Genomic DNA, 12,617 nt, shown 5'->3' with positions numbered 1-12,617 from the left:
TTCCGAAGCAGCTGAGACAGACTTCGCTGTTGCCGAAGACATTTCCGAAGCAGCTGAGACGGACTCTGAAAGGGATAGTCCCGAAACGGTGGATTTAGAAGAAAGCGATCAACCTTCTTCAGCACTTACTCCGGCCACTGTCTCAAACCAGCAATCAGAAATGCCGGGGAGCAATCCTTTGTTATTGGCAGACAGACTCGCGACAGACTCGACAGGTGTAGAGGAGACTCCAGAAGCAGCCTCCGCACTAACCGTCTCCGAAATTCAGCCCTCTGTTATCGCAGTTGATTCTGAACAATCCAGCCAATCGAACGAAGATTTGGACATGTCGTCAGCTTTGGCAGTAGCCAAAGCACGCTCTCTTGAAGAACCTGGAGAGCTTACGATTGAACTTGACAGCCTCGGTTGGATATTTCGATCAGACCGTTCCACACCGGGCACCTGGCACTTTCTGGGTCGGGAAATTGTCGGCGACTCAACCAGTTTTCACTTTCTGTTCAACGGGACTGGCAAATGGAATTTCGTATTCGAGCGGCAAAATCTTTCCAGCGGCGAAAGTGAAGAGGTAAACAGAGAGGTTGCGGTGGGTGAGGCGGGTAACCCGCTTAGCGTAGAAAATGGCCCGATTCCAACTGCTTTGCCTACCCCTGTTCCCGGTATACCGCCCTCGGACGCGAATGCCAGATATGCGGCAGCTCTTGCCGCTGCAGCGGCAGGTAAAATTGATGAAGCGGTTAAGTATTATGAACAGGATGCCTCTCGAAACGATTCTGCCGGAGCGCGCGCGCGCGACGCACTAATGGAAATCGCCGCAGAATTTGGTATAGTAGGACCCTTGTTATCCTGGCTCCCTCGCTATTTGGAAGATAGTCCCAATCTCGAAGTACTTCGGGCGGCGTTGGAAGTTCTTACTAGCGAGGCGGGCTACGATGTTCAAAATCGAGCAATACTGGAGAAACTGGCAGAATCGGAATATGACCATCCCGAATGGCTTTACCGTCTTGCGGTTCTTCTGGAAAAGCCGGGAGAAGAAAGAGATCTAGACCGCGCCGCGCAACTATACCAGGAGGTGATAACCCGCTGGCCCTTGACTAAGTGGTGTGATCGCAGCGAGGAAAGATTGCTATGGTTACAACGGCACTATTTTCGTGTGCGATAGGTTACCGATCAGCCTTGTATTCGAGTATTTTGGCGATATTATGGAGAACGCTAATCGTGCTCGAGGGGAACTGACGGATATTATTTCCGGTATTGCAAGGCGCATATCTTGAGAAGCCAGAGTAATCTGAGAAAAATATCAAAGATGCTGTGAAATTAGCATCGCGTTCTTGAGAAGCAGGTGTAAACCTTTGAGTTGCGAGACGGTTGGTAAACTGCACGGAGGTACTTGACGGTCGGGTTATGAATTCAATAAAATCTGTAGAAAATTCATAAAACTTGTTCACGATAAAATAATGATTCTTCTTGGCGATGACGCTGCTAATTTGTCGCTCAAAGAGCCTTACGTGAAATCCGACGGGGTGTCCTTTTAATAGTGGATACAGTGACTGGACAGAGCGCGGTTGAGATAGCTCAGAGTGTCAATGAAGCGTTAAATCTCAGCGGCATAATCCTAGGTAAATTCGATTCAGATACCCGCGGTGGAATAGCACTATCATTTAAGAACGTAGTGGGTAAGCCGGTCAAATTTATCGGAGTTGAATGAGGAATCCGAAGAACTTGAGCCCTTTCGTCTCGACAGAAATGCATCTGGAATACTTTAGGATGGGTGATAGCTTGGTTAACAAGACACAGGAAGCGATTGACATAGAATCTACTGAATGCTTACAGGGGAAAATAGACGATTATTCTATTGATGATCTTGGAAGTAAGAAGCAATCATCATATAATCGGCCCACTTGGAAGAAAACAAACAGCAAATGGGAACGGAAATAGCGTATCTGATATACTCTGCTGCTGAAGATTTTCGATAGGCCCAGTAAGATAATAAGGAAGGAAACGAAATTTTGCAGCAACAGTTCATGGATGGTAAGGTGAATTTCAAGCTGCGATGGAAGGAGAACAATTTGTGAGTGTCAAAATCAGACTGAAGCGGATGGGTACCAAAAAGCGTCCGTATTATCGAATCGTAATAATGGATTCCCGAGCGCCCCGTGATGGTCGTACGATTGAGGAGCTTGGCTACTATCATCCCATAGAGTCACGTGATAAGCAGGTTTCCGTCAAAGCGGATAGAGTGCGAGAGTGGCTTGAGAAGGGTGCGCAACCGACTCCTACGGTTAAGCAACTGCTCAATAAGAACAGTATTACTATTAGGTAGCCAAAATGGAAAAGGATTTGATTGAATTTATCGCGCGATCCTTAGTTACGGGAGCAGATAAGGTAGATGTGACAACAATCGAGGGTGATAGATCTACCATTCTGGAACTCAAGGTGGATGAGAAGGATGTCGGCAAAGTGATCGGTAAGTATGGCCGGATTGCCAGGGCAATGCGCAATATCCTTGACGCTACATCCAACAACTCGGGGAAGCGCTTTGTATTGGAGATTTTGAGCTGATCTCCTATCGGCCAATGAGTTGATATGGATTTGATAGTTATCGGCACAATCAGAACAACTCGAGGGGTTAAAGGATGGTTGAAACTTCGCAGTTTCTCAGGCGAGTGGGATCACTTTTATGAGATTAAGACTTTGGTGCTCAGATCGAAAAATCACAAACGACAAAAGACATATCAGGTAGAGAAATTTGAGATAAAGCACAGAGTTGGAACTATTAAACTTCTTGGAATTGATACACCGGAAGATGGGAAATCCCTGACAGGCTATGAGATATTGGTTCCCAGGCATCAGGGGGCGCGCTTGAAAGAAAATCAATGGTATCTGTGCGATCTTGTTGGGCTTAGAGTATTGGATACTGAAGGTCGAGCACTTGGAGAGGTTATCAGTGTGACTGAAACATCAGATGATATTCTGGAAATTCGTAGACCAGGTGGAGGAAATTTCATGATTCCATTCCGCTCGAATTTTGTCCAGGAACCTAATCTGGAAAACCGTACTATAGTGCTTACCACGGATTGGTTGCAGAACTAGAAGTGAAAATCGCAATACTCAGTTTATTCCCCGATATACTCAAGGGATATTTCGTCGATTCGATTATGTCCAGAGCTGTTGGCAAGGGTCTGATTGACTACGAACTTGTCAATATTCGGGATTATGCGTATGATAAACACCACGTTTGCGACGACAGTCCCTACGGCGGCGGGGCTGGTATGGTCATCAAGGCCGAACCCTTGGCGAAATCTCTTGATTCGATTGGAGTGAAGGGAAAAAGGGTGATATATCCTACGCCCTCCGGGCGGGTTTTTTCGCAGAGTATCGCCAGAGAGCTTGCGGCGGAAGAAGAGTTAATTTTCATTTGTGGGCGCTACGAAGGCATCGACCAACGTGTAATAGATTTGTATGTTGATGATGAGATATCCATAGGTGATTACGTAATCTCTTCAGGGGAAATCGCAACGCTGGTACTGGTAGATGCGGTGTATAGACTGATAGAAGGTGTTATTGCAGGGGATTCATTAGAAGAGGAGAGTTTCACCCAATCGCTTCTTGAGTATCCGCATTACACCAGACCGGAGGTTTTCAGAGGGCTTGCGGTTCCGAAAGTTTTGCTTGGCGGACACCACGCTGAAATTGAAGCTTGGCGCTTAAGAAAGAGGGTAGAGAAAACGCTCAGGACTCGCTCGGATCTATTAAGAGAAAACAAGGTTGGGAAGGATGTTCTTAGAATTCGCGATGAACTGCTGGATAATTAGATAGGATGAAATGATGGATGTAATAAGAGCTCTTGAAGCGGAACAGATTAAGAATGAAGCCGAGAAATTCCGCATTGGAGATACGGTACGCGTGCACTATCGCATTGTAGAGGGGAAGAACGAGCGTATTCAGATTTACGAAGGCCTTGTAATAGCTGCAAATAACTCTGGTATCAGGCGGAGTGTTACGGTTCGTAAGATTTCCTATGGTGTGGGTGTTGAGCGTATCTTCCCGGTGAATTCTCCAAAAGTCGAGAAAATCGAAGTTATACGGCATGGAAAAGTTCGCCGTGCCAAGTTATACTATATCCGCAATCGGATTGGGAAAAAGGCCACCAAAGTAAAAGCACTCATTAAGAGTAAGAAGAAAAGCAGCTGATATATGGGAAAATGACTGTCCCCCTATCAAGCAAAGTTTCAAGTTTATCCGCAAGGCTTGGTTTTAAAACTGGCCAGCTTGTCACCGCTCGTATTAAATCAGTCCTGCCTGACGGAAAATATCGGTTGATTCTGAATAAGCATAGCGTGATAGCTAGAAGCAATCTTGTTTTCAGGGAGGGTGAGCAAATCCGTGCGCGGTTCATCAGGGGGAGTAATGGGATATATCTCCACTTGCTGGAATCCAGACCCGAGCTAGCACGTCCAGGTTTCTCCGGCGAATCAGCAGGAGCCATGCTTTCAGCTGCCCTGATTCGAGCAGGGTTACCACTTCCAGATGACATTGAAGGAGCTCGAAGGATGGCTTTGCTCAAGCGTACAAAGGGCATTGGGAAGAGAATGGCCCGACTTTATGCTGAATTACTGGCCAAGGGCACCGATCCAAACGCCAATTTTCTCGAAATGATTGATCAAGCATTCTCCGAAGGAGGAAATAGACGGCAAGGTAGATGGCCTGCTCCGCCAGAAAGCAGTCAGCTATCGGCTGAATTCTGTAGTGCAGATATCGACATCGATCCTCTCTTAAATCTGTTAGCTTACGATAGCAGAGAAAAGGATGGTTGGAATTTTGTTCGATTGAAAAAAAACTTCGGTGATTGTGAAATCCGAATGATGTGGAAAATTCGCAAAGGAATTGATCCTGCTATTGCGCTTACTATTCAAGACGGTAAGCGAAATTTCGAATTTCTTATGGAGGGTCTCGAAAAAACCCGAATGGCCGTGTTTTCTGATTCGAGAGCAGAGATAGATATCGGGATTTGGAACTCATTTTGCGAATCTCTGGCTTCATTGGGCATCAAGGTAGATGATGCTATCTTGGAACTACATAATAGTGATGGCTTTACACCTGAAAATCCTGCGCTCGCTGGCAGTTTGGAGGAAGATTGATGGAAGAAAAAAAAGCTGCCGCACTGGGTTATGAACCAGGGGATTATGCCCCGAAAATTTTTGCCAAGGGGACGGATGTCGTCGCTGATGCAATTTGCAAAATTGCACAGGAAAATCGTATCCCCATCGTCAAATCCCCACATCTGGCATATTCTCTTTCCGAAATTAATCCATTCGATTATATTCCCGAGAAGTATTGGACAGCGGTGGCGGAAATTCTGAGATTCGTCTACGAAACCCGAAGAAATGATGAATAGTATAGATGAACGCCATACGAGTTGATGAAGGCAGGCCAGATATTTTTTCACCCGGTATACATTGAAGATGATGTTGTCCTTGTCCCGGCTGGAATAGCGATTAGGGGAAAAGATTTTGAAAGACTTCGGATCCGGAAGGTTCAAAGCGTTGAAACAGAGGGATAGCTTCAGGATATCACTGAAACGTTTATGCCACCAGAGAATACCCGGGCTTTGCCGGTAGATGCTGAGAGCTTCAATTACTATACAAAATCATGATGAGATGGGATGGCAAAGGATATCCGAGGATCCTTAAAGGCGATGATATCTTGTTTAACTCGAGAATCATTGCTGTTATGGATGCGTTTATAGCCATGATTTCAGAACGATTATGACGAAAATCCATGATTGGATACGAGACGATTAAGGCGCTACCTGGAGATAATCAGTGGAAATTCGATCCGGAAATTGTAGGGCTGATTATTGAGATGGGCATTTACTCGTTTAGGAGTCCAGTTCAACTTCCTGATAGCCGCATTGGCAGGGTTTGCAACACTGACAAGAATACACCCCTACGTCCAGAAGTGCTCATACTAATCGATAGGGTAGACACAAAATTTCGAGATAGCACGGCTCTTACTATAGATTTACATGAAGAGATTGTTCATCACCCGCGTGGCATAGTAGTTTGCCGCAAAATCAAAGTTTGAAAAATGAAAAGTAGTATCAAGGGTTTAGAGGGAGAAAACAAAGTCTCACAGTACTTTATAGAGAAAGGGTATGAAATTCTGGAAAGGCGATTCAGATTAGGGCCGAGTGAAGTCGATATTATAGTGAAGAAAGGGGATACAGTTGCTTTCGTAGAGGTTAAAACCTGGGATGCACTGGGAATGGAAAACCTAGAATTTTCAATTAACGCCCGCAAACGTAGCAAAATACGAGAAGCAGCATCCTACTTTCTAGTATGTCATCCTGAACTCGGGACTTATAGAGTCCGCTTTGATCTTGTTTTTCTATCACGGAGGATGGAGAGATTGGATCATTGGGAAAATGCGTTTTAGGGAGAAGGAGCTCCGACAGTGCGCATCGCGAAGCAAACCAATTTCGATAAGCTGGAGGAATTGAAGGTCAAAATAAACGATCAGCAATATCTCCAGGTAGCGATTAATCGAATCGCTGTAAAATTGTCGAATGAGATAGTCAATCGCAGTGGAAAAACAAAGTAAGTTCAAATTCCAGATGTATGTGATTACCGAAGAGGTGGTTCACGATACATCTGCTTGGCTAAAGCTAATGAACTTGGGACACTCAAGTCTTCAATTCCTGGGAAATGAAGTTTTGCAGTGCTAGAATTCGCGGAAGAGGCTGATCGTTAAATTCAAGTTGATTGGGAAAACGTTGAAACCAGAAACGGCCGTATTTTGAGAATGCGGAAAGTCTATTCTGCAGTGTATAAACCCTAATGATAAGTGAATACTTTTAAGCGTCTTTCCTTCCTGAAGCTATTCTGGTAAACCAAAAAACTCTCTCTCTTTTAGGGGCATCTCTCTTTTTTTTAGAATCAGGCCGGATGCTTCTCAATAGGAGCCGTGCACGGCAGTTGTTGAAGCGTTTTAGAGATTTTGAAAATCGCGAAGCAATCCACTTGCTTGTTTTCTTACCGCGTGGTTGTATCCACTCCCTGCTTCTGCTATACGCACCACTTCGGCGAGTAAAAGAGGATTGATTTTATCCAAATCTCGTTGCACTATCGCTTCAACCGAACTGATGAATATGGATGCAAGACGGTTGTCCCTTGTTAGAACTGTCTGTCTACGCATTGCCCTGTAAATCAGCTGATCTCTCAATACTCTGTCCTCGTTATCATCAATCGATGTGATGGCAAGGATTGCTTCAGAGGTTACCATTGGCTCCGGATCGTTAAGGAGTACTCTTCCCAATTCGTAAGTGGTTCTATTCGATCCGATTAAACCCAGTAGACGCACCGCTTCCCGCCTAACTTCGGGATAATCGTTCAGGATATATCCCTGTTCTCTCGCTATGCTGCTTACACTTTCGCTCGCCAGATTTGAAAGAATATCCACAATTTGTGTATTATCCGACGCCGATCCGTCCGCAATCATTTTCTCGATCTTTTCAAGGGCAGACATCTTGAAATTCCTGTCCGAGGATTCTGCCTCCGCTTTCATCATCATAGTTTTGATGTCGCCCTGGAGGTAAAGTTCCTCTATAGTCTGCTCCTGTGCAGCTAGTAATTGACACAGCAATATCCCCAAAACCATGCTGGTTGTGCGAGTTCTCATAGTTGGGCTCCCTTCAGTTTAGAATTCTGCGATATCCTGATGATATCCTATTATATCGGCGATTTTGATGTATACCCCCATATCATTTCCATATAATGATTTGCCATTTGCCATGGATTCTTCCTATTTCATATAGCCTAGACTTACTACCTTCGTACATGGAATATGCAATGGCTCGTTTTGAGCTGGCAATTTCGATATCCTCCAATTCGGCATCATAGCGGCTGGGTACCACAACCCACTCGTAATAATCCTTTAGACTCTTTAAAACTATGCCCTTAGCTCTAAGACGAGGAAGGAGGCTGATCTCGCTTAGAACTTCGCTGGAACTGTAGTGATTTATATAATCACTGCTTTAGGTATGACAGCCATTTCTCATATCTGCCGTTCGAAATGTCCGAGTTTATCCTAAGTACCAGGATTTCGAGTTCCTCTTTGGCCTCCTGGTGACTGACTGAGAGATCGTCTTTATGTTTGAGGTTTCTCATGGACAGCTTGCCCACCGATTCGAAATCGCGTTTCGCGCTTTGGCAGGAAAGAGTGGCCAGGGTGAGAGCCAATATTGCAAGTGTTCGAATTTCCTTCATATGGCCATGATATTTTGCGTCAAAAGCAGAGTCAAACACAGAACTGGATAGTTTGCGAAAAAAATTGAATTCCATGTAAAATGCGAAGCATTGTGATTCTCATGAACTAGATTTCCTGCTCCCGCTATCGGGATTGAGGAAGTTCGATTTTTCAAAAAGTCAGCTTGTGAAACTATGCGCCGATTCTCGAGACTCATCCAGAATCCTTCATACTGCCTTTGACTCGAATAAGCGACCGCACTATTATCCTTAGACATGATTAGAGCAGTTTTTCCCGGATCATTCGACCCCCCAACTTTGGGGCATCTCAACATCATCAGTAGAGGAGCGGTCCTTTTTGATTCATTAGACGTAGTGGTTGCAGTCAACACAAGGAAAACCCCTCTGTTAAAGCCACAGCAGATTAAAATTTTGCTGGAAGAACAGATAAGGGATTTAAGGTTATCGTCAGTCAGAGTTGTCGTGCACAATGGTTTAATAGTCAACTATTGTCGCTCGATAAACGCGAATGTTTTGTTAAGAGGTGTGCGTTCTTCTTCTGATTTCAATTATGAATTTGAACTGTCAATTCTGAATAAACAACTAAATGGTGGTATGGAAACGGTATTTCTTCCAACAGAACCCAGGTATCTTGTACTTCGTTCAAGCACTATCAAAGAATTATTGAAGTATCGGGGGGATATATCAGAAATGGTTCCACCCGCTGTCGAGAAGGCTCTGTTTGAACTAACTTGAGATATATGAATAACTCACGACAAACTTTGGGCTTGGATGAAGAAGCACTTTGAAAAAGGCAATTCAGGAATCAATGCTTACATTATCTAACGTCCTTTTGGCATTTCGCGAGACTAAGTACGCATCCTTGCTGGCACACGACAGAGTTTGGCTAACCCTTTCGGAGTGGCTGTGGACTCATCCGGCAATTTCATTATACGGCAGATACTGGTAACCACCCCGGAAGTTGGAGCTGCCTCAGGAAGCAAGCAGGAGCCCTCAAGTAAGCCATGACGATGTTTTCGGTCAAGCGAACAGGCCTGCCCCTGCTTTCACAAGTAGCGCGGGAAACCGCCGGGCGCACTTATTTATCGTGGTAAGTTCCCGCGATTGATTTCATATCCAGAGCTTGACCTGCTTTGTCATCGAGCCGGTTTTGAACCATTGCCGTTACCCCGGTTGCCAGTCCATAGAGATTTATGAATCCCTCCGCATCTGCATGGTTGTAAGAGCTTCTGCCAAAGCTGGCGAGTTCTTTCAAATAGAGGGCATAGGGAGACTTACGGGCCAAAACGCTTGCATTGCCCTTGTAAAGTGATAATCGAACAGAGCCCGTGGTATACGAGCTTGCTTCAACCATAAAAGCTTCGAGGGCTTTGCGTGCGGTGGTAAACCATTTTCCGGCGTATACTAAGCTGGAATAGTGCTGAGAAAGCTGGTTTTTCAGGTTCAAAGTGTCATAGTTTATCGTGAACATTTCCAAGTCTCTAAGAGCCTTGTATAGCAGAGTGCCGCCCGGTGTTTCATAGACACCCCGACTTTTCATTCCCACCATGCGTGTTTCCACAATGTCAACACGGCCTATCCCGTTCGTTGCGGCTAGTTTATTCAGTCGTGTTAGCAATGTCAGGGGTTTTAGCTCCTCGCCATTTAGTCCCACGGGGATTCCCTTTACGAAGTCTATGGTTATCTCACTAGTCTTATCGGGCGCATCCTGAGGGCTTTTTGTAAGGTGATACATCTTCTCGTCGGGTTGCCTCCAGGGATTTTCCAAAGGTCCACCTTCATGGCTCATATGCCAGAGGTTCCAATCCCGGCTGTAGATATTCTCGCGGCTAATCTCGCCCAAATCGAGATTGTGCGCCTCGGCATAAGTAATTGCCTGCTCCCGGCTTTGGATATCCCATAGGCGCCAGGGGGCTATCACTTTGAGATTGGGCGCAAGAGCCTTGTAAGTAAGTTCGAATCGCAATTGGTCGTTACCCTTGCCAGTGCAACCGTGTGACAGAGCATCGCAGCCTTCGGCGCGCGCGATTTCCACCTGTTTGCTAGCTTGAAGAGGGCGCGCGACTGCTGTGCCAAGAAGATATGCTCCCTCGTAAATTGCGCCAGCTCTGTTAATTGGGAATAGGTAGTCGTTTATGAACTCTTCTCGACAGTCGACAAGATAATATTTTGATACCCCGGAACTCCTGGCTCTTTTTTCAATGGCTGCCCAGTCTTCTTCCTGGCCGATATTGGTACAAACAGCGATGATCTCTGGATTGTCGAAATTTTCCTTGAGCCAGGGCACAATGATGGATGTATCTAGACCCCCTGAGTAAGATAGGCAGATTTTTTTAGCCTTGCCGTCGTTTTTCATATTGCTTCCTTTATAGTGTCAAAAAGAATGTGAACTCCTTCGGTTAGTTCGTCATAACTTATCACCAATGGCGGAGCAAGCCGCAACACGTCCAAACCTGATTTCAAGATTATCAAACCGGCTTCGAGGGTCTTCTTAAGCACCTTGTTGCACCATGAGGAATCGTACTTTTCATCCACGAGGTGCAGTCCGCGTAGCATGCCAATTCCGCGAACTTCGCCCGGGATGCCTAGACTTTTTAGTCCTTCGTTAAGCAGCGATTCCAGAAATGCGCCTTTTCGATTAACTTCCTCCATGAAGACAGGATCGTTCAGCAAATCCCATGTTGCGGATGCAACGGCCGTTGTCAACGGTCCGCCACCGAAGGTTGTGGCATGCAGGCCCGGTTTAAGAAGTTGATTAATCTTGGACGGTATTAACACGGCTGATAACGGAAGGCCGGCGGCCAGAGGCTTGGCAAGTGTAATGATATCTGGTTCCAAGCCGACAAGACTGCTGGCGTATAGCTCGCCGCAGCGCCCCAGTCCGCTCTGAATTTCATCTGTTATCAGCAGAACATCGTATTGCCTGCAGAGTGCATTCAGAGTCCTGACGAAGGCCTCGTTAGGCTTGTGCAACCCCCCCTCGCCTTGAATTGGCTCGATTATGACAGCCGCGAAGCTTTCATCCAAAGTATTCCGCAGCGCTTCCTCATCGTTCAGGGGCAGTATCAACGCGCCTGGAATAAGAGGGTTAAACGGCAGTCGATATTGGGTATTCGCCGTAAGACTGAGAGCGCCCATGGTACGCCCGTGAAACCCACCCGAAAATGCAAGAAAACCGTGATGCCCGTCGCCCCGTTTATCGCTTGCATACAATCGCGCATATTTTAGAGCAGTCTCATTAGCTTCCGAACCGGAATTACCGAAATGAACTGCCTCAAATTTTGAAGTTGATCCTCTAGGCGGCCCTGCGGCGATAATTTTTTCTGCAAGCTCCAAGGCCGGCCCAGTTGTAAACAGATTCGAAACATGAATCAATTTGCGCATTTGCTTAGCGGCTATCTCCGCCAGGTCCAGCCGACCATAACCCAGAGAGTTAACCGCGATTCCAGCGCCCATATCAAGGTATTCGCGTCCGGAGCGATCACTGATTCGGCACCCGCGCCCCTTCTCCATCACGAGTAGATTTTCAGCATACTGCCTTGGCAGGGGGGGCTTGCTAGCATAGGCATCCAGCATTACTTTTCACCTCCAATCGCGGTTCCTTTTTGGCGTATTAATATTTTCTTTAAATCTCCATATCTCAAGTAATCACCTATGAATACGACTCCCACACCGCCCTTCAACGCATCAATGGCCGATCGAACCTTGGGTATCATACCCCCCCATATTTCACCATCGGCAATCTTTTTTTCGGCCACTAGTGGATCGAGTCGCCTGATGAGTTTATTATCCAACAATATGCCCGGGATGTCCGATATAAACACCAGGTTTTGCGCTTCGGAATCCAAGGCGAAAGCCAGAGCCACTTCATCCGCGTTAACGTTCAATCCACGTCCCTCTGCATCGCTTGCTGTGGGAGCCAGCACCGGCAGATAGCCGTTCTCCCAGAGCATTCTAAGCGGTCGGGTATCAAGGGAAGCCACCCGGCCAGTTCTGCTGCCCCCACCCCCGGCACTCTTCGCAAGAATGAGCCCCCCATCAACTCCGGAAAGTCCCCAGGCGTCCAAACCTTCCCGTCTTAGCAACCTGACAAGGCGTTTATTAACCGCTCCTGCCAGCGCCATATCCACAAGGGGCATAATTTCGGCAGTTGTTTCCCTTAAGCCATTAACGAAGGTGGGTTCATAGCCCCATCTATCTTCCATTTCGCTAATCATCGAGCCACCGCCGTGAACCAGCAAGACTGGATCCTTGCTCCAGTTTGGAAACTCACGCAGCTCGGTACCCAGTTTGGAAACAAGTCCGTCATTCTCTGCAAAACTTCCGCCAATTTTTATCACCATGGAGTTCATA

General features: G+C 46.3%; 20 protein-coding genes. 15 read left to right on the top strand and 5 right to left on the bottom strand.

Annotated features, from left to right (window positions below; genetic code table 11):
• The 14 genes from S1OALGB6SA_RS10070 to S1OALGB6SA_RS10065 form a co-directional block, all read left to right on the top strand.
• Nucleotides 1–1,159, top strand: a 1,159-nt coding sequence (locus S1OALGB6SA_RS10070) for a tetratricopeptide repeat protein (protein WP_195910262.1), incomplete at its 5' end; no start/stop codon positions are given.
• Between the two features lie 351 nt (nt 1,160–1,510).
• Nucleotides 1,511–1,705: a hypothetical protein gene (locus S1OALGB6SA_RS10555; RefSeq protein WP_371686034.1), complete on the top strand. Its 195-nt coding sequence runs from the start codon at nt 1,511–1,513 to the stop codon at nt 1,703–1,705.
• Between the two features lie 59 nt (nt 1,706–1,764).
• Nucleotides 1,765–1,935, top strand: a complete 171-nt coding sequence (locus S1OALGB6SA_RS10550) for a hypothetical protein (protein ID WP_230204380.1) — start codon at nt 1,765–1,767, stop codon at nt 1,933–1,935.
• A gap of 133 nt (nt 1,936–2,068) precedes the next feature.
• Nucleotides 2,069–2,320, top strand: a complete 252-nt coding sequence (gene rpsP / locus S1OALGB6SA_RS02835; protein ID WP_124032496.1) for a 30S ribosomal protein S16 — start codon at nt 2,069–2,071, stop codon at nt 2,318–2,320.
• 5 nt (nt 2,321–2,325) lie between these two features.
• Entirely contained in the window at nt 2,326–2,559 is a 234-nt protein-coding gene (locus S1OALGB6SA_RS02830) for a KH domain-containing protein (RefSeq protein ID WP_124032495.1), read from the top strand.
• Between the two features lie 24 nt (nt 2,560–2,583).
• Nucleotides 2,584–3,090, top strand: a complete 507-nt coding sequence (gene rimM / locus S1OALGB6SA_RS02825; protein WP_124032494.1) for a ribosome maturation factor RimM — start codon at nt 2,584–2,586, stop codon at nt 3,088–3,090.
• A 2-nt stretch (nt 3,091–3,092) separates the two neighbouring features.
• Nucleotides 3,093–3,812: a tRNA (guanosine(37)-N1)-methyltransferase TrmD gene (trmD, locus tag S1OALGB6SA_RS02820; RefSeq protein WP_018113535.1), complete on the top strand. Its 720-nt coding sequence runs from the start codon at nt 3,093–3,095 to the stop codon at nt 3,810–3,812.
• 13 nt (nt 3,813–3,825) lie between these two features.
• On the top strand, nt 3,826–4,191 hold the full coding sequence (gene rplS, locus S1OALGB6SA_RS02815; protein ID WP_124032498.1) for a 50S ribosomal protein L19: 366 nt from the start codon (nt 3,826–3,828) through the stop codon (nt 4,189–4,191).
• Nucleotides 4,192–4,202: 11 nt separating this feature from the next.
• Complete coding sequence (locus tag S1OALGB6SA_RS02810; protein WP_124032493.1) at nt 4,203–5,138, top strand: hypothetical protein; 936 nt, start codon at nt 4,203–4,205, stop codon at nt 5,136–5,138.
• Complete coding sequence (locus S1OALGB6SA_RS02805) at nt 5,138–5,395, top strand: EscU/YscU/HrcU family type III secretion system export apparatus switch protein (RefSeq protein WP_018113538.1); 258 nt, start codon at nt 5,138–5,140, stop codon at nt 5,393–5,395. The genes S1OALGB6SA_RS02810 and S1OALGB6SA_RS02805 overlap by 1 nt, the downstream gene beginning before the upstream one ends.
• Nucleotides 5,396–5,649: 254 nt before the next feature.
• Nucleotides 5,650–5,769 (top strand): HD domain-containing phosphohydrolase, encoded by a 120-nt coding sequence (locus tag S1OALGB6SA_RS10875; protein ID WP_124032492.1) that lies wholly within the window; start codon nt 5,650–5,652, stop codon nt 5,767–5,769.
• Between the two features lie 9 nt (nt 5,770–5,778).
• The gene (locus S1OALGB6SA_RS02795; RefSeq protein ID WP_124032491.1) at nt 5,779–6,084 is read left to right on the top strand and encodes a hypothetical protein; all 306 of its coding nucleotides are present in this window, start codon (nt 5,779–5,781) and stop codon (nt 6,082–6,084) included.
• Nucleotides 6,085–6,087: 3 nt separating this feature from the next.
• Nucleotides 6,088–6,435, top strand: coding sequence for a YraN family protein (locus tag S1OALGB6SA_RS02790; protein WP_124032490.1), 348 nt, complete (start codon nt 6,088–6,090; stop codon nt 6,433–6,435).
• 18 nt (nt 6,436–6,453) lie between these two features.
• Entirely contained in the window at nt 6,454–6,600 is a 147-nt protein-coding gene (locus S1OALGB6SA_RS10065) for a hypothetical protein (protein WP_195910261.1), read from the top strand.
• A gap of 387 nt (nt 6,601–6,987) precedes the next feature.
• Here S1OALGB6SA_RS10065 and S1OALGB6SA_RS02785 read toward each other — a convergent pair whose 3' ends face one another.
• Both S1OALGB6SA_RS02785 and S1OALGB6SA_RS02780 read right to left on the bottom strand, forming a co-directional pair.
• Complete coding sequence (locus S1OALGB6SA_RS02785; RefSeq protein ID WP_124032489.1) at nt 6,988–7,677, bottom strand: HEAT repeat domain-containing protein; 690 nt, start codon at nt 7,675–7,677, stop codon at nt 6,988–6,990.
• A 347-nt stretch (nt 7,678–8,024) separates the two neighbouring features.
• A complete protein-coding gene (locus S1OALGB6SA_RS02780) occupies nt 8,025–8,339 on the bottom strand; it encodes a hypothetical protein (protein WP_124032488.1) in 315 nt (104 codons plus the stop codon).
• A 180-nt stretch (nt 8,340–8,519) separates the two neighbouring features.
• On the opposite strand from S1OALGB6SA_RS02780, the gene coaD reads away from it, so the two are divergent.
• The gene (gene coaD, locus S1OALGB6SA_RS02775; RefSeq protein ID WP_124032487.1) at nt 8,520–8,999 is read left to right on the top strand and encodes a pantetheine-phosphate adenylyltransferase; all 480 of its coding nucleotides are present in this window, start codon (nt 8,520–8,522) and stop codon (nt 8,997–8,999) included.
• 343 nt (nt 9,000–9,342) lie between these two features.
• Here the strand turns inward: coaD and S1OALGB6SA_RS02770 are convergent, their stop codons facing one another.
• From S1OALGB6SA_RS02770 to argB, 3 genes are read right to left on the bottom strand one after another with little or no spacing between them, the layout of a single operon-like run.
• On the bottom strand, nt 9,343–10,620 hold the full coding sequence (locus tag S1OALGB6SA_RS02770) for an argininosuccinate synthase (protein ID WP_124032486.1): 1,278 nt from the start codon (nt 10,618–10,620) through the stop codon (nt 9,343–9,345).
• Nucleotides 10,617–11,840, bottom strand: coding sequence for an aspartate aminotransferase family protein (locus tag S1OALGB6SA_RS02765; protein ID WP_124032485.1), 1,224 nt, complete (start codon nt 11,838–11,840; stop codon nt 10,617–10,619). The genes S1OALGB6SA_RS02770 and S1OALGB6SA_RS02765 overlap by 4 nt, the downstream gene beginning before the upstream one ends.
• Nucleotides 11,840–12,616 carry an acetylglutamate kinase gene (gene argB, locus S1OALGB6SA_RS02760; protein WP_124032484.1) on the bottom strand — a complete coding sequence of 259 codons (777 nt, stop codon included), beginning with the start codon at nt 12,614–12,616 and terminating at the stop codon, nt 11,840–11,842. Before argB ends, S1OALGB6SA_RS02765 begins: the two co-directional genes overlap by 1 nt.
• Nucleotide 12,617: the final 1 nt, after the last annotated feature.

The organism is Olavius algarvensis spirochete endosymbiont (assembly GCA_900608495.1).
Classification (GTDB): Bacteria; Spirochaetota; Spirochaetia; order DSM-2461; family DSM-2461; genus UBA2779.
This window is presented reverse-complemented; position numbering and strand designations above follow the sequence as displayed.

Bases quoted from the DNA above. Each gene is read 5' to 3' on its own strand.
- S1OALGB6SA_RS02805 (WP_018113538.1), top strand. From the start codon at position 5,138: ATGGAAGAAAAAAAAGCTGCCGCACTGGGTTATGAACCAGGGGATTAT.
- S1OALGB6SA_RS02790 (WP_124032490.1), top strand. From the start codon at position 6,088: ATGAAAAGTAGTATCAAGGGTTTAGAGGGAGAAAACAAAGTCTCACAG.
- S1OALGB6SA_RS10875 (WP_124032492.1), top strand. From the start codon at position 5,650: ATGATGAGATGGGATGGCAAAGGATATCCGAGGATCCTTAAAGGCGAT.
- S1OALGB6SA_RS02770 (WP_124032486.1), bottom strand. From the start codon at position 10,620: ATGAAAAACGACGGCAAGGCTAAAAAAATCTGCCTATCTTACTCAGGG.
- S1OALGB6SA_RS02830 (WP_124032495.1), top strand. From the start codon at position 2,326: ATGGAAAAGGATTTGATTGAATTTATCGCGCGATCCTTAGTTACGGGA.
- S1OALGB6SA_RS02780 (WP_124032488.1), bottom strand. From the start codon at position 8,339: ATGGAATTCAATTTTTTTCGCAAACTATCCAGTTCTGTGTTTGACTCT.
- rimM (WP_124032494.1), top strand. From the start codon at position 2,584: ATGGATTTGATAGTTATCGGCACAATCAGAACAACTCGAGGGGTTAAA.
- coaD (WP_124032487.1), top strand. From the start codon at position 8,520: ATGATTAGAGCAGTTTTTCCCGGATCATTCGACCCCCCAACTTTGGGG.
- S1OALGB6SA_RS02765 (WP_124032485.1), bottom strand. From the start codon at position 11,840: ATGCTGGATGCCTATGCTAGCAAGCCCCCCCTGCCAAGGCAGTATGCT.
- S1OALGB6SA_RS02810 (WP_124032493.1), top strand. From the start codon at position 4,203: ATGACTGTCCCCCTATCAAGCAAAGTTTCAAGTTTATCCGCAAGGCTT.
- S1OALGB6SA_RS02785 (WP_124032489.1), bottom strand. From the start codon at position 7,677: ATGAGAACTCGCACAACCAGCATGGTTTTGGGGATATTGCTGTGTCAA.
- rplS (WP_124032498.1), top strand. From the start codon at position 3,826: ATGGATGTAATAAGAGCTCTTGAAGCGGAACAGATTAAGAATGAAGCC.
- argB (WP_124032484.1), bottom strand. From the start codon at position 12,616: ATGAACTCCATGGTGATAAAAATTGGCGGAAGTTTTGCAGAGAATGAC.
- S1OALGB6SA_RS02795 (WP_124032491.1), top strand. From the start codon at position 5,779: ATGATTGGATACGAGACGATTAAGGCGCTACCTGGAGATAATCAGTGG.
- S1OALGB6SA_RS10550 (WP_230204380.1), top strand. From the start codon at position 1,765: ATGGGTGATAGCTTGGTTAACAAGACACAGGAAGCGATTGACATAGAA.